This window comes from Micromonospora sp. NPDC006431, from assembly GCF_042870725.1.
In the GTDB taxonomy this organism is placed as follows: Bacteria; Actinomycetota; Actinomycetes; order Mycobacteriales; family Micromonosporaceae; genus Micromonospora.
In genome coordinates, this window is record NZ_JBIAHQ010000003.1 from 427415 (window position 1) to 448071 (window position 20657).

Annotated in this window: 16 protein-coding genes and 2 pseudogenes; 11 read left to right on the forward strand and 7 right to left on the reverse strand. The window is 72.1% G+C overall.

Annotated features, from left to right (window positions below; genetic code table 11):
- Nucleotides 1–8 precede the first annotated feature (8 nt).
- From ACFYM6_RS08410 to ACFYM6_RS08420, 3 genes and pseudogenes are all read right to left on the reverse strand, one after another.
- Nucleotides 9–353, reverse strand: a complete 345-nt coding sequence (locus tag ACFYM6_RS08410) for a DUF779 domain-containing protein (RefSeq protein WP_387273482.1) — start codon at nt 351–353, stop codon at nt 9–11.
- Complete coding sequence (adh, locus tag ACFYM6_RS08415; protein WP_387273484.1) at nt 353–1858, reverse strand: aldehyde dehydrogenase; 1506 nt, start codon at nt 1856–1858, stop codon at nt 353–355. Before adh ends, ACFYM6_RS08410 begins: the two co-directional genes overlap by 1 nt.
- Nucleotides 1859–1899: 41 nt before the next feature.
- Nucleotides 1900–2593: pseudogene (locus ACFYM6_RS08420) on the reverse strand (transcriptional regulator); the annotation flags it as partial.
- A 192-nt stretch (nt 2594–2785) separates the two neighbouring features.
- Here ACFYM6_RS08420 and ACFYM6_RS08425 point away from each other — a divergent pair.
- Nucleotides 2786–4762 carry a zinc ribbon domain-containing protein gene (locus tag ACFYM6_RS08425; RefSeq protein WP_387273486.1) on the forward strand — a complete coding sequence of 659 codons (1977 nt, stop codon included), beginning with the start codon at nt 2786–2788 and terminating at the stop codon, nt 4760–4762.
- A 2-nt stretch (nt 4763–4764) separates the two neighbouring features.
- On the opposite strand, the pseudogene ACFYM6_RS08430 reads toward ACFYM6_RS08425, so the two are convergent.
- The 3 genes and pseudogenes from ACFYM6_RS08430 to ACFYM6_RS08440 form a co-directional block, all read right to left on the reverse strand.
- A pseudogene (locus ACFYM6_RS08430) lies at nt 4765–5362 on the reverse strand (transcriptional regulator); the annotation flags it as partial.
- 206 nt (nt 5363–5568) lie between these two features.
- Nucleotides 5569–6840 (reverse strand): 4-aminobutyrate--2-oxoglutarate transaminase, encoded by a 1272-nt coding sequence (gene gabT / locus ACFYM6_RS08435; protein ID WP_387273488.1) that lies wholly within the window; start codon nt 6838–6840, stop codon nt 5569–5571.
- A gap of 3 nt (nt 6841–6843) precedes the next feature.
- Nucleotides 6844–8280, reverse strand: a complete 1437-nt coding sequence (locus ACFYM6_RS08440; RefSeq protein ID WP_387273490.1) for a gamma-aminobutyraldehyde dehydrogenase — start codon at nt 8278–8280, stop codon at nt 6844–6846.
- 140 nt (nt 8281–8420) lie between these two features.
- Here ACFYM6_RS08440 and ACFYM6_RS08445 point away from each other — a divergent pair, with 140 nt between their 5' ends.
- Entirely contained in the window at nt 8421–9860 is a 1440-nt protein-coding gene (locus ACFYM6_RS08445) for an aldehyde dehydrogenase family protein (RefSeq protein WP_387273492.1), read from the forward strand.
- Nucleotides 9861–9877: 17 nt separating this feature from the next.
- On the opposite strand, the gene ACFYM6_RS08450 is transcribed toward ACFYM6_RS08445, so the two are convergent.
- Nucleotides 9878–11110, reverse strand: coding sequence for an SUKH-3 domain-containing protein (locus tag ACFYM6_RS08450; RefSeq protein WP_387273494.1), 1233 nt, complete (start codon nt 11108–11110; stop codon nt 9878–9880).
- Nucleotides 11111–11190: 80 nt separating this feature from the next.
- On the opposite strand from ACFYM6_RS08450, the gene ACFYM6_RS08455 reads away from it, so the two are divergent.
- The 9 genes from ACFYM6_RS08455 (at nt 11191) to ACFYM6_RS08495 (ending at nt 20638) form a co-directional block, all read left to right on the forward strand.
- Entirely contained in the window at nt 11191–11604 is a 414-nt protein-coding gene (locus tag ACFYM6_RS08455; RefSeq protein WP_387273496.1) for a YbaB/EbfC family nucleoid-associated protein, read from the forward strand.
- Between the two features lies 1 nt (nt 11605).
- Nucleotides 11606–11962, forward strand: a complete 357-nt coding sequence (locus tag ACFYM6_RS08460) for a hypothetical protein (RefSeq protein WP_387273498.1) — start codon at nt 11606–11608, stop codon at nt 11960–11962.
- A 24-nt stretch (nt 11963–11986) separates the two neighbouring features.
- Nucleotides 11987–16267, forward strand: a complete 4281-nt coding sequence (locus ACFYM6_RS08465; protein WP_387273759.1) for a toxin glutamine deamidase domain-containing protein — start codon at nt 11987–11989, stop codon at nt 16265–16267.
- Nucleotides 16264–16707 (forward strand): hypothetical protein, encoded by a 444-nt coding sequence (locus ACFYM6_RS08470; protein ID WP_387273500.1) that lies wholly within the window; start codon nt 16264–16266, stop codon nt 16705–16707. The genes ACFYM6_RS08465 and ACFYM6_RS08470 overlap by 4 nt, the downstream gene beginning before the upstream one ends.
- A 159-nt stretch (nt 16708–16866) precedes the next feature.
- Complete coding sequence (locus tag ACFYM6_RS08475; RefSeq protein ID WP_387273502.1) at nt 16867–17034, forward strand: hypothetical protein; 168 nt, start codon at nt 16867–16869, stop codon at nt 17032–17034.
- Entirely contained in the window at nt 17031–17717 is a 687-nt protein-coding gene (nfi, locus tag ACFYM6_RS08480) for a deoxyribonuclease V (RefSeq protein WP_387273504.1), read from the forward strand. Before ACFYM6_RS08475 ends, nfi begins: the two co-directional genes overlap by 4 nt.
- Before the next feature lie 239 nt (nt 17718–17956).
- Nucleotides 17957–18964, forward strand: a complete 1008-nt coding sequence (locus ACFYM6_RS08485) for a hypothetical protein (protein ID WP_387273506.1) — start codon at nt 17957–17959, stop codon at nt 18962–18964.
- A gap of 268 nt (nt 18965–19232) precedes the next feature.
- Nucleotides 19233–19445, forward strand: coding sequence for a Trm112 family protein (locus ACFYM6_RS08490; protein WP_073832817.1), 213 nt, complete (start codon nt 19233–19235; stop codon nt 19443–19445).
- Nucleotides 19442–20638 carry an SIS domain-containing protein gene (locus ACFYM6_RS08495; RefSeq protein WP_387273508.1) on the forward strand — a complete coding sequence of 399 codons (1197 nt, stop codon included), beginning with the start codon at nt 19442–19444 and terminating at the stop codon, nt 20636–20638. Before ACFYM6_RS08490 ends, ACFYM6_RS08495 begins: the two co-directional genes overlap by 4 nt.
- Nucleotides 20639–20657: the final 19 nt, after the last annotated feature.

Here is a 20657-nt window from a genome sequence, read left to right on the forward strand (position 1 = left end):
CCGGCCGGTCAGGCGAGTCGGGAGCGGATGACGAAGCGGACCCCCTCCGGGGCCTCCAGGGAGAAGCCGCTGCCCCGGCCGGGGACCACGTCGACGATGAGCCGGGTGTGCTTCCACAGTTCCCACTGGGCGGCGGACATCCAGAACTCGACGGGCTCGGGCACGCCGTCGACGTCGAGCGACGCCAGCAGGACGTCCGAACCGCCGGTGCGGAACTCGCCGGCCGGGTAGCACATCGGAGCGCTGCCGTCGCAGCAGCCGCCGGACTGGTGGAACATGATCGCGCCGTGCTGCCCCCGCAGCGACCGGATCAGGTCGGCCGCTGCGGGGGTCAGGGTGACCGGGTCGGCCATCAGAAGAAGCCCAGCTTCTTCGGGGAGTAGCTGACCAGCAGGTTCTTGGTCTGCTGGTAGTGCTCCAGCATCATCTTGTGGTTCTCCCGGCCGATGCCGGACTGCTTGTATCCGCCGAACGCGGCGTGCGCCGGGTAGGCGTGGTAGCAGTTGGTCCAGACCCGGCCGGCCTGGATCGACCGCCCGGCCCGGTACGCGGTGTTGATGTCCCGGGTCCAGACGCCCGCGCCGAGGCCGTACAGGGTGTCGTTGGCGATCTTCACGGCGTCGTCCAGGTCGGCGAAGGAGGTCACCGAGACCACCGGGCCGAAGATCTCCTCCTGGAAGATCCGCATCGAGTTGTCACCCTCGAAGACGGTCGGCTGCACGTAGTACCCGCCGGACAGTTCGCCGCCCAGGTCGGCCCGCTCGCCGCCGGTGAGCACCTTCGCGCCCTCCTGCCGGCCGATGTCCAGGTAGGACAGGATCTTCTCCAGTTGGTCGTTCGACGCCTGCGCCCCGATCATCGTCTCGGTGTCCAGGGGGTGGCCCTGGCGCACGGCCTTCGTCCGCTCGACCGCCGCGGCGAGGAAGTCCGAATAGTGGCCCTGCTGGATCAGCGCCCGGGACGGGCAGGTGCACACCTCGCCCTGGTTGAGGGCGAACATGGTGAAGCCCTCGAGGGCCTTGTCGAAGAAGTCGTCGCGGGCGGCGCTGACGTCGTCGAAGAAGATGTTCGGGCTCTTGCCGCCCAGTTCCAGGGTGACCGGCTTGATGTTCTCGCTGGCGTACTGCATGATCAGCCGCCCGGTGGTGGTCTCGCCGGTGAACGCCACCTTCGCCACCCGGGGTGAGGAGGCCAGCGGCTTGCCCGCCTCGACGCCGAAGCCGTTGACCACGTTGACCACGCCGGGCGGCAGCAGGTCGGCGACGAGCGAGAGCAGGTAGTGGATCGACGCCGGGGTCTGCTCGGCGGGCTTGAGCACCACCGCGTTGCCGGCCGCCAGGGCCGGGGCCAGCTTCCAGGTCGCCATGAGCAGCGGGAAGTTCCACGGGATGATCTGTCCGACCACGCCGAGCGGCTCGTGGAAGTGGTACGCCACGGTGTCGTCGTCGAGCTCGCCGAGGGAGCCCTCCTGGGCCCGGATCGCCCCGGCGAAGTAGCGGAAGTGGTCGATCGCGAGGGGGATGTCGGCGGCCAGGGTCTCCCGTACCGGCTTGCCGTTCTCCCAGGTCTCGGCGACGGCGAGGGATTCGAGGTGCTCCTGCATCCGATCGGCGATCTTGTTGAGGATGACGGATCGCTCGGCGACCGAGGTGCGGCCCCAGGCGTCGGCCGCGCCGTGCGCGGCGTCGAGGGCCTTCTCGACGTCCTCGGCGGTGCCCCGGGCCACCTCGCAGAAGGTCTGCCCGGTCACCGGGCTGGGGTTTTCGAAGTACCGGCCGCTGTGCGGCTTCACGTATTCGCCGCCGATGAAGTGGTCGTAGCGGGACTGCCAGTGGGTGGGCGCGTCGTAGCGCGTCATGGGTACCTCCGCCGTCCGTCAGGGGTGGATGGCGGGGGACGTTAGTTTCCGCGACGTTGCAGGGACGTTGCGCGCGGCAGGTCGTACTCCTCGGCGAGTTGGCGGGCCCGCGCGACGGCGAGCGGCCGGCGGGGCGCGCCCGGCGGCAACGCCTGCGCCAGGGCCTGCCAGGCGGTGAGGTCGTCGGCGCCGGTGGGCGTCGCGGTCCAGGCCGCGAGCAGCGCCGGGTCCGTGCCGGCCAGCACGGCCGCGCGGAGCTGCCCGTCGATCAGCCGGCGCAGTCGCGCCACTCCGGGCGCGTCCGACCCGGGCAGCAGCGGCCCGGGGTACGCCTGCAGTGCCCCCGCCGGGTCGCCGCGTTCCAGCAGCTCCGTGACGGTACGGAAGTCCGCGCGCACGGCCGGCCGCAGCCGGTACGGGCGGGAGTCGAGCAGTTCCTCGCCGAGCGCCCGGCGCAGCCGGGACAGTTCGGCGCGCAGGGTGACCCGGGTGCAACCGGTCGTCGCCGTAGAGGTCGAGCCCAAGCTGTTCGCCGGTGCGGCCCTCGGGGTGGTCGAGCAGCAGGACCAGCAGTTCGCTGTGCCGCCGGCCGAGCCGGATACGCCGGCCGCCGGCCCGCAGCTCCGCCTCGTCGCGGCCGAGCGCGGCGACGTGCACCACGTCGGGTTCGGGCGGCGCGGCGTTGGCCAGGAACGCCTCGGCGGCCCGCGCGGTGGCCCGGACCAGGGCGAGGCTAACCGATTTGATTATCGATGATCAGTGATCATAGGTTGGCCTGTGTGGAACGTTTCGGCTTTTCAAGGCCGGGAAGCGTGTCGGCGTTCACCCTGTGGCGCATCACGTTTTGGTTGGCTCGGTGAGGGTTCCGGTGGCGTGGGCCGGTCGTGAGGGCCGGTTTTTGTGGATCGGTGTTGAGGCGTTGAGTCGGTGAGCGGGAAGCTGCGGCTGGCCGAGGGCGAGGCCTCCCGGACCGTGTGCGCCCGCGCCTTGCTGCGCACCGGTGTGGACGAGGCAACCGGTGAGGTGCTGTCTCGGGCGGTGTTGGCGCAGCGGGTGGGTTGGTGTGCTGATCTGGTGGCGGGCATGGTGGCCGCGCTGGTCGGTGAGCATTGGAACCGCGTGGATGTGGGGGTACTGGCGGCCGGGGTGGATGCGGGTGGGCGGCGGTTGCCGTCGCACGCGTGGATGGCGCTGCGGCGGCTGGGCTGGGCGGTGACCGCGCCGGAGGGTGTGCGGGTTAATGACCGGGCCGTGCGGATGGCGCAGGAGCAGGCGGGGCGTGCTCTTCGTTCGGTGAAGTGGCGCGCTGACGTGACCGGCGGGGTCCTGTCGACGTGGCCGGCCGATCCGCGCCAGCGCACGCCCGCGGAGTGGGATCAGGTGCGGGCCTCGATCCCCGGCGGCGAGTATCTGCCGTCGAATGTCATCAATGGCCGTACCCGGCAGGTCGTCACGTTCGCCAAGGCCAATGGTCGCCTGCCGGTGGATGTGTTCGAGTTGGAAGGCGTCCCGAGGATTCCGCGGATGTTGCTGTTGGCCGCGTGTGATCGGCAGCAGGCCATCATCGAGCGCAGCGACACCGACCCGGGCAGGGCGCTGCTGCGGCTGCAGTTGCCGTCACGTCCGGATCCGCAGACGTATCGGGACTGGACGTGGGTGGCGTGTTCGATCAGGCTGCCGTCCACGGTTCCCGCGTCGGCGGTGTTGCACCTGCCGACCCTGCGCGTCAGCGACGGGGCGGTGCGTGCCGACATGGCGTACACGCACGTCGTGCCGAAGGCCCGGGCTGCCGGTCACTCGGTGGCGCTTGGTGTGGACTGGGGCCTCAACACTCTCCTCAGCGCCGGTGCCCTGCGACTGCACGACAGCGGGCGGATCACGGCGTTGGGGGCGGGTGGACAGTTCCGGGCCGCCGGGGTCCTGGCCAAGCAGCACCGCCTGCGCCGCCACAGCGAGCGGCTGCATGCGAAGGCCGACCAGTACGCGCGGCTGCTCGCCGGCCGCCCCGACGAGCAGCTGAGAGCGAAACGTGAGGTGCTGGCCGGCGAGATCCGCCACGTGTCCGCCCGCCGCCAAAACCTGAACGACGCGCTCGCCTGGGCCGCCGCCCGCTGGACCGTCGACCAAGCGATCGCCGCCCGGGCGACCGTCATCTACCTGGAAGACCTGCGGTCGATGGAAGCCAAGGGCATGGGGCACAGCCTGAACACGCGCCTGTCCCAGCAGGTCCGCGGAAAGATCAGCGACCGGATGCGGCACCTCGCCGCCGAGCACGGTATCGCCGTGGTCACCGTCCCCGCCCGCAACACGTCCAAGCACTGCCCGCAATGTTTGACCCCGCTACAGCACCGTAAAGCCCCCGACCGGCCCACCACACCGGGATGGAAGTGGGCCATCTGCCCCAACACCGGGTGCGGTTGGCAGGGCGACCGCGACCACGGCGCCTGGCGCCGGATCGCCGCCCGCGGCCTCACCCATCAGGGCAAGACCGTCATCGACAAGACCAGCGGGCAGATGGTGATCCGCTCGGTCGTGGACACGCTCGAAGCCGCAGCCGTCGTCACCCCAAGCACTTCCAAGACCAGTCGGAGGGATCGGTCGAAGACCGGCCCCACCCGGCACAAGCCACCACGCCCCGCGCCCAGGCGACGCAGGGCACCCTCCCCCACCCGGCCCCACAACCGAGCGGGCAAGCGTCCGGAGGGACACGCACCAACGGACCGGAAGCTGCCCCGCGCAGCCCACCGACACCAGGGCGTGAACACGATCAGCACACCCACCACCACCGGCCACCGGCCACGAGGAGCCGCACTGGGCGCAGGATTCCATCTCCACGCCCACGCATCTCCACCACGGTGGGAAACGATCCCGGAAACTCAATCCGACCCAGGATCGCAAAGCTGATCAGAGACGCTCTGCGGGTTGGCCAGGTTGGTCCCCGCCGGTGATGTCGACCGCGCCGAGTAGCCGGCCGGTGGCCGGGTCGTGGATCGGGGCGGCGGCGCAGGTCCAGCGCTGCACCGGCCGGACGAAGTGCTCGGTGGCGAAGATCTGCACACTGTGGTCGACGGCGAGGGCCGTGCCGGGGGCGTTGGTGCCGGCGTGTGTCTCGTCCCAGCGGGCGCCGGGCACGAAGTTCATTCGCTCGGCGTGCCGGAGCACCCCCGGATGCCCCTCCACCCAGAGCAGCCGCCCGTCCGCGTCACAGACCGCCATGAGGTGCGCGCCGTCGAGGGCGATGCCGCCGAGCAGGTCACGGAAGAGGGGCAGCACGCGGTTCAGCGGGTGGGCGGCGCGGTAGCTCGCCAGCGCGTCGTCGGTGAGGTCGACCGGGGCGGTGGTCTCCGGGTCCAGCAGTGCCGACCGCTCCCACGAGCGCCGGACCACCTCGCGGACGCGGTCCGGCGTCCGACCGGTGAGGAACGCTTCGTGGGCGGCGCCGACCTGCGCGATCCGCTCCGCCGGATCGGCACCGAATTCCAGGGCAAGCCACGGGTCAGCCATCGGCGACCTCCTCGCGCCCATCGTGACCCACCTCACCACGGATCGCCAAGCCGTCGCCATCTTGTCATTGACAGTCGCCGCCTCGGCCCGTGACCCGGCCGCGGGCGGGCGCTTCCGCCCGCTGCCGGCCGTGGGTGGCACACCATGGGCGGCCTGGGGGATGGCATGGCACCCATGGTGTGCCACGAACAGGTGCTGACCGTCGGTCAGCCGAACGCCGCGTCCAGGATGTCCAGGCCCCGGGTCAACTCCTCGTCGGCGATGACGAGCGGGGGCAGGAAACGCAGCACGTTGCCGTACGTGCCGCAGGTGAGGGTGAGCAGGCCGGCCGCGTGGCAGGCCGCCGAGATCGCCGCCGTGGCGGCCGGGTCCGGGGTCAGGCTGCCCGGCTGCACGATCTCCACGGCGAGCATCGCGCCGCGCCCGCGTACCTCGGCGACGCGCGGGTCGCGGGCGGCGATCGCCCGCAGCCGGTCGACCATGGTCGCGCCGATCCGCCGGGCGGCTGCGGCCAGGTCCAGCTCGTGCATGGTCTCGATGGCCGCCAGCGCGGCGGCACAGGCGATCGGGTTGCCGCCGTACGTGCCGCCGAGGCCGCCGACGTGCACCGCGTCCATCAGCTCCGCCCGCCCGGTCACGGCGGCCAGCGGCAGGCCGCCGGCGATGCCCTTGGCCAGGGTGACCAGGTCCGGCTCGACGCCCTCGTGCTGGCAGGCGAACCAGTCCCCGGTCCGGCAGAACCCGGTCTGGATCTCGTCGGCCACGAAGACCACCCCGGTGGCTGTCGCCCACTCGCGCAGCGCCGGCAGGAACCCCTCCGCGGGTACGACGAAGCCGCCCTCGCCCTGGATCGGCTCGATCAGCAGGGCGGCCACGTTCTCCGCACCGACCTGCTTCTCCACCAGCTCGATCGCCCGGGCCGCGGCGGTCGCCCCGTCGAGCCCACCGTCGCGCAGCGGGTACGACATCGGCACCCGGTAGATCTCCCCGGCGAACGGCCCGAACCGGTGCTTGTACGGCATGTTCTTCGCGGTCAGCGCCATGGTCAGGTTGGTTCGGCCGTGGTACGCGTGGTCGAAGACCACCACCGCCGGCCGCCCGGTGGCGTGCCGGGCGATCTTCACGGCGTTCTCCACCGCCTCGGCGCCCGAGTTGAACAGCGCCGAGCGCTTCTCGAAGCCCCCCGGCGTCAGCGCGTTGAGCTGCTCGCACACCGCCACGTACGACTCGTAGGGGGCGACCATGAAGCAGGTGTGGGTGAAGCGCTCGACCTGCGCCTTGACCGCCTCGACCACCCGTGGGGCGGAGTTGCCGACATTGGTGACCGCGATGCCGGCGGCGAAGTCGATCCACTCCCGACCGTCGACGTCGGTGATCGTGCCGCCGCCGGCCCGGTCCACGTACGCCGGGATGACGCTCCCGACCCCACGGGCAACCGCCGCACCCCGCCGCTTGTGCAGTTCCTCGCTCGACGTCATGGCTCAGCCTTCGATGTTGTGCATGACGTGCTTGATCCGGGTGTAGTCCTCCAGGCTGTAGACCGAGAGGTCCTTGCCGTGCCCGGAGTGCTTGAAGCCGCCGTGCGGCATCTCGGAGATGAACGGGATGTGGGTGTTCACCCAGACGCAGCCGAAGTCGAGCCGACGGGTCATCCGCATCGCCCGGCCGTGATCCTTGGTCCAGACCGAGGCGGACAGGCCGTACTCGACGCCGTTGGCCCAGCGCACCGCCTCGTCCTCGTCCGAGAAACGCTGCACGGTGATGACCGGGCCGAACACCTCGTCCTGGATGATCTCGTCGGCCTGCTGTACCCCGGACACCACCGTCGGGGCGTAGAAGTAGCCGCGCTCGCCGACCTGCGAGCCGCCGGTCTCGACCTTCGCGTGGCCGGGCAACCGGTCCAGGAAGCCGCGTACCCGGGCGAGCTGGTTGGCGTTGTTCAGCGGGCCGTAGAGCACGTCCTCGTCGTCGGGCGCGCCGGTCTTCGTGTTGCGGGCCTGCTCGGCGAGGGCGGCGACGAAGTCGTCGTAGACGCCGGGACCGGCGAGCACCCGGGTCGCGGCGGTGCAGTCCTGGCCGGCGTTGAAGTAGCCGCCCACCGCGATCGCCTCGGCCGCCGCCGCGATGTCCGCGTCGTCGAAGATCACCACCGGGGCCTTGCCGCCCAACTCCAGGTGGGTCCGCTTGAGGTCCGGTGCCGCCGCGGCGGCGACCTCCATGCCGGCCCGGGTCGAGCCGGTGATCGACACCAGCTGCGGCGTCGGGTGGGCGACGAGGGCCCGACCGGTGTCCCGGTTGCCGCAGATCACGTTGAACACGCCCGGCGGGAAGAACTCGGACGCGATCTCGGCCAGCAGCAGCGTCGACACCGGGGTGGTGTCGGACGGCTTGAGCACCACGGTGTTGCCGGCGGCCAGCGCCGGGGCGATCTTCCAGACCGCCATCATCAGCGGGTAGTTCCACGGGGTGACCTGGGCGCAGACGCCGAGCGGCTCGCGCCGCACGTACGAGGTGTGGCCCGCCAGGTACTCGCCGGCCGAGCGGCCCTCCAGCAGGCGGGCGGCGCCGGCGAAGAAGCGGAACTCGTCGACTGCCGGCGGCAACTCCTCGTCCGCGGTGAGCTGGCGCGGCTTGCCGGTGTTGCGTACCTCGGCGTCGACCAGGTCGGCGGCGCGGGCCTCCACCGCGTCGGCGAGCTTGAGCAGGGCCTTCTGCCGCTCGGCCGGGGTGGTGTCCCGCCACGTCTCGAACGCCGCGGCGGCGGCCTTCATCGCCGTGTCCACGTCCGCGGCTCCCGAGACCGGCGCCTGGGCGAAGACCTCCCCGGTGCACGGGTCGATCAGGTCGGCGTAGCCGCCGTCCACCGGGTCGACGTACTCGCCGTTGACGAAGTTGCGCAGCTGCTGCTGATCACTCATCAGAAGTCTCCGAGGGTGGCCGGGGGAAGGTCAGCGGAGGTTATCGCAATCTGACTGCCATCTTGGCTACTGAATTCGCAACAGACAAGGGTTAAGGCAACTGTTTCCGCGTGAGGGTGGCGTCGTCTACGCTGCCGGTCGTGGAGCCGAGAGCCTTCTTCGTCGCCGGCCGCCCCGTTCACGGCGAGGGCGAGCTGACCGTCACCCACCCGTACGACGGCCGGACGGTCGGGCGTACCACCCTCGCCACGCCCGACCAGGTCGAGGCCGCCGTCGCGGCAGCCGCCGGCGTGGCCGCGGCGGCTGCGGCTCTGCCCGCGCACGCCCGCGCGGCGGCCCTGGACCACGTCTCCCGGCGGCTCGCCGAACGCGCCGACGAGGTCGCCACGCTGATCACCGCCGAGAACGGCAAACCGGTCAAGTGGGCGAAGGCCGAGGTGGGCCGGGCGGTCTCCACGTTCCGGTGGGCGGCCGAGGAGGCCCGACGCTTCTCCGGAGAACTGCAACGCCTGGACACCGACCCCGCGGCGACCGGGCGGATCGCGCTGGTCCGGCGGGTGCCGAAGGGGCCCGTGCTGGGCATCGCGCCGTTCAACTTCCCGCTGAACCTGGTCGCGCACAAGGTCGCCCCGGCCATCGCCGTCGGCGCGCCGATCGTCGTCAAGCCGGCCCCGGCCACCCCCCTGTCCGCGCTGCTGCTCGGCGAGATCCTCGCCGAGACCGAGCTGCCCGAGGGGATGTTCTCGGTGCTGCCGCTGCCCAACGAGCGCGCCGCCGAACTCGTCGCCGACCCCCGGCTGCCGGTGGTGTCGTTCACCGGCTCCGGTCCGGTCGGCGCGGCCATCCGCCGGGCCGTCCCCGACAAGCACGTGACCCTCGAACTTGGCGGCAACGCGGCGGCGGTGATCTGCGAGGACTGGAATTCCGACGAGGACCTGACCTTCGCCGCGCACCGGATCGCCACCTTCTCCAACTACCAAGCCGGGCAGTCGTGCATCGCCGTGCAGCGGGTGTACGTGCACGAATGGCTCTACGACGGCTTCCTGCCCCGGCTGGTCGCGGCCGTGGAGGCGCTGCGGACCGGAGACCCGACCTCCGAGCTGACCGACGTCGGCCCGCTGGTCTCCGTCGCGGCGGCCGAGCGGGTCGAGGCGTGGGTGGACGAGGCGGTCGTCGCCGGCGCCACCATCGAGGTCGGCGGCCGGCGGGAGGGCGCGACCTACCCGCCGACCGTGCTGACCGGGGTGCCTTCGTCGGCCAAGGTCAGTGCGGAAGAGGTGTTCGGGCCGGTGCTGGTGGTCGCCCGGGTCGAGAGCGACCAGGCCGCGTTCGCCGCCGTCAACGACTCGGCGTACGGTCTGCAGGCCGGCGTCTTCACGCACAACCTGCAGACCGCGTTCCTGGCGTCCCGGACGCTCGACGTCGGCGGGGTGATCGTGGGAGACGTGCCGTCGTACCGGGCCGACCAGATGCCGTACGGCGGGGTGAAGGGCTCCGGCGTCGGGCGGGAAGGGCTGCGCAGCGCGATGGAGGACTACACGGAGCCGCGCGTGATGGTCCTGACCGGGCTGGCGCTGTAGCTTCCTGGCCCGCCCGGTCACCAGGTGCCGTCGTCGCGTACCCGGGCGGGGGCGCGGCCGAGCAGCAGGGTGGTCAGGGCGGCGTCGATGTCCGGGCCGAGAAACCACTCGCCGGCCTGGTCGAGCGCGAAGATCCGCCCCTGCTCGTCGACGGCGATGATGCTCTCCTGGCGCTCCGTCCCGAGTGGAAAGAGCCGTACGCCCAGCACCGCCCCGAAATCCGCGAGCGTGTCGGCGGTATGCGCTACATGGCGCGGACGAATGTTGAACCGGGAGATCCAAACTTGTTCTCCCGGGCCTTGCCGCGCGCCGACGAGACCAGGAAACGCGGTGATGGTCGCCAGAGCGGCCGGAAAGTTTGCGTGCGCATGGCGTCGACCGCTGACCTCGGTGATCTTGCGGATCGAGGCGGCGGCGAGGACCTCGTCGCCGAAGTGGGGACGCCAGCCCGCGACAACAAGAGCGTTTGCGACATCTGGAGGAAACCGGCCCGGGTCCGGGTCGGTCTGGGGTTCAGCCTGCCATTCCTCGGCATAGGCCAGCTCGGACCACGGCAGCACGTTGAAATGCACCAGGAATCTGATGCAGGAGGCACAGCGGAGTTCGGCCGTCCCAGCCGCAGGATCACCCGGCTCGCGGACACGGAAGAACTCGATCTTCGCGCTGCCGAGCACCGTCCTCGCTTCTTCGAGGTTTATAGGAGAGCGACCATCCGCGGCACGGCGATGGTCGTGCTCGTGCAGCACGTCGGAGACGACGATCATCTCGGCGTGCCGCTCGCCGCCCCGGACCAGGTGGCCGGGCGGCAGCCCATCCAGATAGGACCGCACCAGCGGGTGGTGGTGAAGGTCGATGTCGCCCTTCGCTCCGCGGGCCACGTGGACGCGGCCGTCGAGGGTGAGATGCCCAACCCCGCCGGGCGTGGGAAGCCGGGTGATCTCGCGGAGCAACTGGCTCGCCGGGTCGACCGTACGGGGCGGGCGCGGCTCCGGCGGCCGGCGCTGCCGGAACATCTGTGCGACGGCGTCGAACGGCAGCCGAGGCCAGGTTGACAGCTCACCGGTCTCCTTGTCGACCACAGTGGTCGGCAGGTCGCCGGGGAGGGCGCGGGCGTCGGGCGACACGGCGGACATGATCAGGTAGCCGAGCTCGAACTCCTCGACCACTGGCGTGCACGGGAATCCCAGCCGCTCGGAATCCCGCTCCGCCCAGATGGCGGCGAGTTGCTCGGCCTGCTGTCGCTCGATCACAGCCCGAAGTTACCGGACCCCACGGATTCTGTGGCGCCCGGTATGGTCTGGCCTACTGACGGTGACGGAGAGGGGTGGCGGTGGCCGAGAGCGCGGACCGGGACGCGAACCGCGCGCTGCGTGCGCGCTTCGACGAGGTGTACGGCCAGTACCAGCGACTTCGGTCCGGATTGGACGAACTCCAGACCAGGCTCGCCGAGCTGCGGGTGACCGAGCGCTCCGACGACGGCCAGGTGACCGCGTTGGTCGGAGCCCGGGGCGAGCTGATCAGCGTTGAGCTTGCGCCATCGGTCTTCCACGACCGGGATGCCAAGGCGCTGAGCCGGAAGATCACCACGACGGTGCTTCGGGCGTCGGCCGCCGCGGTCACCGCGACCCAGGAGCTGGTCGCCGGCTACCTGCCGCCCGGCTCACCGTCGGTGGAATACCTGCGTACCAACGATTTCGGCGCGCTGCTCGGCCGGGCGGACGTCGTCCTCTCCCGCGGAGACTGACGTGGCGGAGGGGCAGATCTGGCTGGACCCGGACCGGGCCCGCCGCGGCGGTGCCGACCTGACCCTCGCCGCAGAGGCGGTCAGCGCCACGCGGCGGGGCGCCGGCGGGGCGATCGCGGAGGCCAGCGCGCAGCGACCGTGGGGTCGGGACGACATCGGTGCCGCCTTCGAAAAGCACTACCGCGGCTACGAGGAGACGCTGCTGCGCGTCTGGGAAATGCTGGGCCGATCCCTCGAAGGGCTGGGCAGCGACGTGGTCCGGTCCGTGACAGCCACCGTGGCAACCGACCTGTCCAACGCCCGCCAACTCGGCGACATCCCGCACCAGCAGCACACCCCGCACCGGCACTGGCGCTGACCTTCGGAGGATCCGCGCGTGAGCATGCTGCCCAGCCCGATCCCGCACCCGCTCGACTACTGCCCCTGGGACGTGCCCGGCTGGATCTACGAGGCCCTGGACTGGGTCGTCGGCGTGGAGTGGCCGGACGGCAACGAGCGTGCCGTCTGGGACCTCGCCGACCAGTGGTACGGCGTCGCCGGTATTCTCGCCGGCCCGCGGACCGACGCGACCGACGCGGCGGGCGAGATCCGCAGCGGATACGGCGGCGTCGGGCTGGTGGCGGAGGCGTTCGACACCGCCTGGCACAGGGTCGCCGAAGGGGCGGAAGCCCCCCTGCCGGTCCTGCTCGCGGTCACCGGCGAACTGGGAAAGCTGGTCGAGTCCTGCGGCTGCGACATCGAGGGCGCCAAGCTGGAGGCCTGGATCGAGCTGGGCATCCTGGTCGTCGAGCTGCTCTCGTTGGCAGTCGTGACCGTGCTGACGCTCGGCGCGGCGTCACCGGCCGCCGGCGCGGCCATCACCGCCAGTCGAGTCGTCGTGCAGCAGATCTTCAAGCGGCTCGTGGCACAACTTGCCCGCAAGGCCCTCAAGGAAGGGCTGAAGGAGGCCAGCGAGCGGGCCGCGAAGGAGGTCGTCAAGAGCGGCGCCCGCAGCCTCGCCCGGCGTGCCGCAATCGGTGGCCTGGTGGAGGCCGGGCAGGAGGCGGGCACCAGCCTGGCGACCCAGGCGTACCAGAACTCGACGGGACGCCGGGACGGCCTGGACCTGACCGACGTGGGCATGTCGGGGCTCGGTGGCTTCGCCGGTGGTGCGGTGGCGCCGCTGGCCGGGCTGGGCCGGCACGCGCACGGAACGTTCGCCCAGGTGGGGGAGCGCTTCGGGCGGGAGATGGCCGGCGAAACGCTCGCCGAGGGTGCGGCCGGGCTGGCCACCGGGCAGGGCGTGTCGCTGGAGGACCTGGCTCGCGCCGCCGTCTCCGGCGTCAGCGGCTCGGCCACCAGCCAGGCCGAGACCGCGATGCACCACCGCCTCGACGGAAAGCTCGCCGGCCTCTCCGCGCCGCCGGTGGACCTGGCCGTTCCGCTTCCAACCGGCGAGTCGGGCCACATCCCGACCCAGCGGATGCCCGACTCGGTCGGGCCGCTCACCGGCCCGCTCGGCAGCACCGCTGCCGGTTCCGCAGCCCAGCCGGACGTTCCTCATCCCGGCGCGACGGACAGTCGGGGCGCAACGCCTAATCCCACCCGGCTCGCCGAGGCGGTTCCGGCGGCGGGGCAGCTCTCGTCAGCCGTTCACCCGGAGCAGCCGTCGGCGGGTGTCGCCGCGCTGCCCGCAGACTCCGCTGCTCGGCCGTCGCACGTGCCGGCCACCCCGACGCTCTCCTCGGTGGCGGTCGAAGCGCCGGTCGTGGCCACCCATCCGGTGGCCGCCGAGCCGAGGCCGGCTCCGATGCCCGCCATCACCTCGACCGACCTGACCACGCCGAACCAGGCGGCTCCGGTGCAGGCGAGCGCGGCACCGACGGTGGTGAGCGGCCCGTCGCCCAGCCTGCCGCAGCCGAACGGGGCGTCCCCCACCGCCGCGGACCGCCTTGCCGGCGGCTCCCCGCAGGCCGGGGCGCTCACCGCTCCACCGGCTCACCACACCGCCCGCCCCCCGGTCGATCCCGCAGCCGGGCCTGCGGTCACCGGCCCGGACAACCGGCCGACGCCGAACCCGAGATTCCCGCTGCTGGAGACGCTGGCGCCGGCACCCGGGCCCGCCCGCGACCCGTCGCCGGCCCTGCCTGGCCCCTTCGATCCGCTCCCGCCCCGCCGGCCGACACCCGAGGAACTGGCGGCGCGGCGAGCCGCCGAGCGGGAAGCCCTCGACCGACGCCGCTACCAGGCATACCTACAGGACCAGCGGCAGTGGTACGAGGAGAATCGGCGCCAGCAGAGGGCGGCTTGGCTTCGCGAGCAGGCCGATTACCACGACGAACGGGCCAGCGACTGGGCAGCTCAGGCCACGGAACTCCGTCGAGCCGGTCGAGAGTTGGCCGCGCAGCGGTGGTACCGCGAGGCGCGCGAGTCCAGCAACGAAGCCAACGTGCTGCGCGACGAGGCCCAGCTGGTCCTCGCCGGGTCGCTCGTGCCGGACGCGGTGCTAATCGAGGACGACGCGGACTTCTACCGGATCAACGACGACGTCGCCGACCTCGCGCCCGGCGCCGTGGAGACATCCGACGCCTCCGCCCTCACCGGTGACGGGCACCCCCTGCCAATCGACCGTTCCCGCCGCTACGGCGTGCGGGGTGGGCTGCGTCCGCCGCTTGCGCTGCACCAGACCGACCTGGAACGGCAGATGCCGCGTTACCCGGACGGCAGCGTGGTGCGGACCGCCGATCCCCGGTACGGCGGCTGGTTCAAGCTCGCGAACGACGGCGGCCCACAGGCGGATGCGACGCGCAGCATCAACTGCCTCGACTGCACCCTGTCGCTCTACGACACCTGGCTGCACGGCCGACCGCGGGTCTCCGCCCCGCGTACCTTCGACGGCTACCTGATGGGGGACGTCCGCAGCCCGATCGGCGGCGAGGAGGACGGACCGCTGCGGGTGGAGGAGGTCACCGGGGGGCGGTTCCAGAAGCTGTGCGTGGACGAACCCCCGACCGACCTCGGCCTGCGGCAGATGGTCGAGACCGGCTACCACCACCTGCACGGGCAGTTGCTCGCGGGCGGCCACGGCAGCTACGCGTTCGTCATCACCAGCTGGCAGGGCGGCGGGTCGCACGCCTGGGTGGCGCTGAACCAGAACGGGACCGTCCTCTACCTCGACCCGCAATGGGGTTCGGTCTGGGATCGCCCGCTCTACACCCACAGCGGCGTGTCCCAGGAGACCAACGTGGTGGGGATCGACGCCCTAGTGCTTGGCCCGGACGGCCGGCCGATGCCGCTCACCGGCCGCCCACCCGGCGACTTCAGTTGCCTGCCCGATCCGCTGGAGCGACCCGACCCGCCCCGGCCGCCCGACCCACCGGCACCGTACGACGGTGGGGGCGACCCGCCGGATTTCAACCATGTCCACCTGCTCGGCGAGTCCACCACGTTCCACCGGGCGGACGGCCCGTCGTACCCCGGCAACGCGCCAGCTCCCGACGCGGACGACGTGCGGCGGGCGCACCTTGATGCGCACACCGAGCGGATCTCCGCCGGACTCTTCGTCCGGGACGCGATCGCTGCGAGCGCGAACCTCGATCAGGTCTTCGCCGCCGGGGTGACCCCGGTCGAGCTGGCGCACCACCTGGACGCGCCGGCCCTGCGGCGGCTGGCTCCAGAGTTGGACGACGCGGCGGCCCGGGACGTGGCGCGGCTGCTCGCCGATCCACGGGTCCAGCGAATGCTCGACCAGACCTGGGAGGCGCCGCCGCGCGGCGAGCCGCTGCTGGCCGAAACGATGGTGCGGCAGTTGACGCAGCATCCCGAGCTGGTCCGGATGATCCTGGCCACGCCCGAACTGGCCAACTCGCTCACCGCGCGGCCGCTGACTCTCCACCACCTTGCCAGTCATCAAGAGGCGATCGACGTCCTCGGCGAGGTGGTCAACGACCTGGCCCAGCATGGCCCGGACGCGCTCATCGCGGTGGACGAGCCCATCCCGCGTCCAACGCCCGTGACCGACGAGCAGCGCCAGCTGAGCGGCGAGGTGGCCGCCCGCAGGCAAGACACTCGGCAACCTGGCTTCGACCGTGCGCGACAGGAGGATGAGGGCTATCGCCTTGCGTATGTGGAGAAGCTTTACGTCGAGGCTGCGGTGGCACAGCCGGAGTTGAACGACATCGCCAGCACTGTTGCCGGGAATCGCGGCCGGCCCGATTGGCGGAGCCGACCGAAGGACCGCGAGCGGGTGCTGGACAAGCTTGTGGAGTATGAAAACGATGTATCGCGGTTGAAGGATCTGGCCGCTGCCAAGGTGGAGTTTGACCAGCTCGACGATATTTATCGGGCGCTCAGCCGCCTTGCTGTCGACCCGCAAGTCGTCATGCTCGACATCAAGGACCGCTTCGTGTCCCCGCAGGGCAGCGGATACCGAGACATACTTCTGAACCTGCGCTTGTCCAACGGGCACGTCGCTGAGCTTCGACTGCAGCTGGCCCCGGTCGAGCATGTGGCGGAGTGGGAGCATGCGCTGTACGAGGTCCGACGGGATCTCGATGCGCTGACCGAGTCTGATGGACGGCCGCTGACGAAGGTGGAGAGGGCGATCCGGGATGGCCTACTAGTGCGTGTGCAGGACATCTACTGGAGGGCAATTGAAGGATTCCGAGAGGTGCCGCAGCAATGACCCAGCTGAGAGGCCTGGCACTGCCGAGGTTTTTCACCTACTACGACTCACCCGTCAAGTTGGTGGAAACGTCGGACGGTGGCGTTGCCGGGTGGCGGCTGTCGCCTGATACCGGCGGCTGGCGACCTGCAAACAACCTCATTGACAAGGTGCTCTTCGTCGGTGGTGACGAGATCCACGAAGTATCCCGCGACGAGTTTGTCTGGCACACCGAGCAGGACCGTGGCCACTATCTGCGGGGCGAGGGGCCGGTCTACGCGCTCTACGAGACGGTACGGGCAATCGAGGAGACCCTACGCCAGGAGCGCCGCTATCCGACGCCGCATGAGCAGGCGCTGATCAAGGGCATCCGGCGGCGGACGTTCGTGATGTTCGAGGAGCAGCTGCAGCGGGCCGGTGACCCGGGCGCTGACCCGACCATCGCCACCACCGCCTCTTGAGCAGCGGGTAACTGCGCTGCGGATGGCTCGGCGACCTGGTGGCCGCGACGCCGGACCTGGGCACCGGGCACGCCGATCTGCTGCGCGAGTGGTGGGCGGAAAGAGGCCCGTGCCTACCTCTTCCCGGCCCGGGACTGATCCGCTGGCTACCGTGAGGTGGTGACGGGTACGCGGAAGGCCGCTCTCTGGGCGACGGGGATCATGCTGGGCCTGGTGATCGGGCTGCTCACCATCGGTGGCGCCGGAGGCATCGCCATGGGTATCGGGATCGGAGTGGCGTTCGGGATCGCGTTCACCGGCGTCGGCCGGAAGTCCGATCGGTCGTGACGGCTGGGGGAATCCCGTACCTGCCGCCGGCCGACGCTGCGGAGGCGCTGCGCGTACAGGAGGAGTTGCGGTCGCGGGTGGATCTGGTGGGGCCGGGACCGACCGCGCCCACGACGGTGGCCGGCCTCGACGTCGCGTACGCGGAGGGCGGTGACCGGCTCGCGGCGGCCGTCACCGTGCTGGACGCGAGCACCCTGGCCGTGGTCGACGAGGCGGTCAGCGTGGGCCGGCCTGCCTTCGGGTACGTGCCGGGGCTGTTCGCCTTCCGCGAGCTGCCCGCGTTGCTGGAGGCCCTGGACCGGCTGACCGTCCGTCCCGACCTGCTGGTCTGCGACGGGCACGGGTTGGCGCACCCGCGCCGGTTCGGGCTGGCCTGCCATCTCGGCCTGGTCACCGGGCTGCCCGCGATCGGCGTGGGCAAGACTCCGCTGGTCGGTGAGTGGGACGAGCCGGGCCCGGCGCGGGGCGCCTGGACGCCGCTGCGCGACAGCGGTGAGGTGGTCGGCCGGGTGCTGCGTACCCGGGACGGGGTGAAGCCGGTGTTCGTGAGCGTCGGCCATCGGATGAGCCTGGACAACGCGGTCGACCGGGTGCTCGCGTTGACGCCGCGCTACCGGCTGCCGGAGACCACCCGGACGGCCGACCGGCTGTGCCGGCAGGCGCTCGCGGCCGCGCTCGCCTGACGGTCCGCCATCGCTCGCCGGGCGGCTATCCGCAGGGCCCCGATCGTCCGTCGCCGGGCGTCCACCGGCGTGCTCGCGGGCGGCTGTCGGCGGGCTGCCCTGATCAGCGGGCGCCGAGGCTGTCGGGGCCGGAGGAGGTGTCGCGGCGCACATGTGGAGCGCTCGATGGGCGGGTACCGGCCAGACCCGGTAGTACCCTGACCGGCGGACCCGGACGGGGTGGAAACGGTGAGGTGGAGATGTCGGTGAGGCGGCACATGGCGCGACTGGCCATGGTCGGCGTGATGCTGGGCGGCCTGGTGGCCGTCGGTGCGTCTCCGGCGTTCGCCGAGGACGACCGGGTGTCGGTGCGCGTCGGGGACAGCTTCAAGGTCGGCGGATCGCCCGGCACGGTGGCGGTCGAGGTGCGCAAGCGTACCGACGGCTGTGTGCTGCTGCGGACCGTGTTGGGCCTGCGGCTCGACGGCCTTGCGGCCAACCAGGTCGAAGTGCACGTCAACTATGACGGGCGCTGGTGGCCGGTGCCGGTCTCCGGTGGCGGTGGCACGGTGCGCACATCGTCCACGTCCCCGGCCAAGCCGAACCTGTGCGAAGGCAAGGAGATCACGGTCCGCTACCGGGTCGCCTTCCTGAACGGCGCGCCCGGCGGGCGGGTGATCGTCGTCGGCGAGGCGACCACCGCGGTCGGCCGGGAAATCGGCCGGGCAGCCGATGAGGCCCGCGTGGTGGGCGGGGCGAAGGCCGTGACGCCGTCCCCGACGCCGACCCGGAAGCCGTCCCAGACCCCCAGCCCGAGCGCCGCGACGACGCCGGCGGGCGAGGCCGACAGCGGGACCGCCGTGGCGGCCGCGTTCGCCCCGAGCGCCGGGGTCAGCGCCGCGGCGGCCGAGACATCCTCCGGAGGTTCCCCGATCATGTGGGTCGGTATCGCCCTGGTGCTCGTCGGCGCCGCCCTCATCGTGCTGCTGGTGCGCCGCAACCGGGCGGAGAAGGCCGCCCATGGGGGCACCGGCTACCCGCCGGTCCCGCTGCCGCGCAGCGCTGGCACCACGTACCGCTCGGGGGCCCCGGCGGGCCAGGTGTACGGGCAGCAGCCGGCCACCCCCACCGTCTACGGCGGGGCCGCGGCGCCCCGCCCCACCGGCAACGTGTACGGCGCTCCCGCCGCGGGAGACCGCCCAGTTGGCGAACCGCCGGCGTCTGCCGGCAGCGACGCCACCACGCTGCTGCCCCGCCCGCCCCGCTGAGCCCGGACCCGGCTGCCGGCGGCGATGCCACCACGGTGCTGCCCCGCCCGCCCCGCTGAGCCCGGGCCCGGCCGCCCGCCGGGGGTTACGGTGACGGTGTGTGGTGGCGACATGAGTGGTGTCGCCGCCACGGCGGCCGGTGGGCGTTCGAGGAGGTCGAGATGATCTCGCTCGGTGGCGCGGTGCCGGCACAGCTTCGCCGATAAGATCGCGTGCGCCGGACGGCACCGCCGACCGGTGAGACCGCATACGTGGAAGGAGCCGCGCCGTGGCCCTGGACCCGCAGTTGCTCGAGATCCTCGCCTGCCCGGACACACACCACGCCCCGCTCGACTACGACCCGCAGGCGCAGACGCTGACCTGTACGGAGTGCGGTCGGATCTTCGAGGTCCGCGACGACGTGCCGGTGCTGCTGCTGGACGAGGCGCGCGGCGGGCCCGCGGGCGACGACGCGCGTGGCGGTTCGGGGTCGCAGCGGTGATGGAGGGTACGGCCGGGGTCAGCGGGCATCGGCACGCGGACGAGTCGCTGCTGGACAACCCGGATCTGCTCGCCGAGCAGGATCCCGGCGGCATGCTCCGGTTCACCGCCTCGGCTGGCGCCCAGGTGCGCGAGTCGGCGGCGCTGGCTGCCGAGGCGAACCTGAGCGTGCTCGCCGACGAGGGGCGGCCGCGGGCCGTGGTCATCGCGGGCATCGGCACCGCTGGGCGGACCGGGGACGTGCTGGCCACGGTCGCCGGGCCGCGCTGCCCGGTGCCCGTCATCCCGCATCGCAGCGCCGGTGTCCCGGGCTGGGTGGGCGCGGCGGACGTGGTGATCGCGGTCAGCGCCTCCGGCCGCAGCCCCGAGGCGCTGGGTGCCGCCGAGGCCGCGCACCGGCGGGGGGCCCGGCTGGTCGCCGTCGGCGCTCCGGACTCCCAGTTGCAGTCGGTGGCCGAGCGGGCTCGGGCGCCGTTCATCCCGGTGCCCCGGCGCGCCCCGGCGCGGGCCAGTCTCTGGGCGCTCACCGTTCCGGTCCTGCTCGCCGCCCGTACGCTCGGGCTGGTGAAGGTCAACGAGGCGGACCTGGCCGAGACGGCGGCCCGGCTGGACGCGGACGCCGACCGGTCCCGGCCTACCGCCGAGTCCTTCGTCAACCCGGCGAAGTCGCTGGCCCTGGGCCTGGCCGGGTCGATCCCGATCGTGTGGGGTTCGTCGCCGCTGGCCACGGTGGCTGCCCGCCGGTTCGGTGACACGCTCTCGGCCAACGCCCGCTACCCGGTGACCACCGGGGCGCTGGGCGAGGCGGGCCGGGGCCGGGTCGGCCTGCTCGACGGCGTCTTCGGCGGGCTGGCCGAGGGGGAGCGGGACATCTTCGCCGACCCGGAGGAGGCGGGCGGCGATGCCACCCGGCTGCGGCTGGTGCTGCTGCGCGACGGCGGCCTGAACGCCGAGGACGACACCGACGAGCCGCTCGCCGTGGAGGAACGCCGGGCTGACGCGGTGCAGACCCTCGCCGAGCGGCGCGGGGTGCGCTGCGACGTGGTCACCGCCGAGGGCGGGTCGGCGCTGGAGCGGCTCGCCTCGCTGATCGCGGTCCCGGACTTCGCCTCGGTCTACCTCGCCCTGGCCCACGGGCTGGACCCGATGGCCGTACCGGCCGTCACGGAGATGAAGGAGCTGGCAAACCCGTGAGCGAGCGAACCATCAGGCT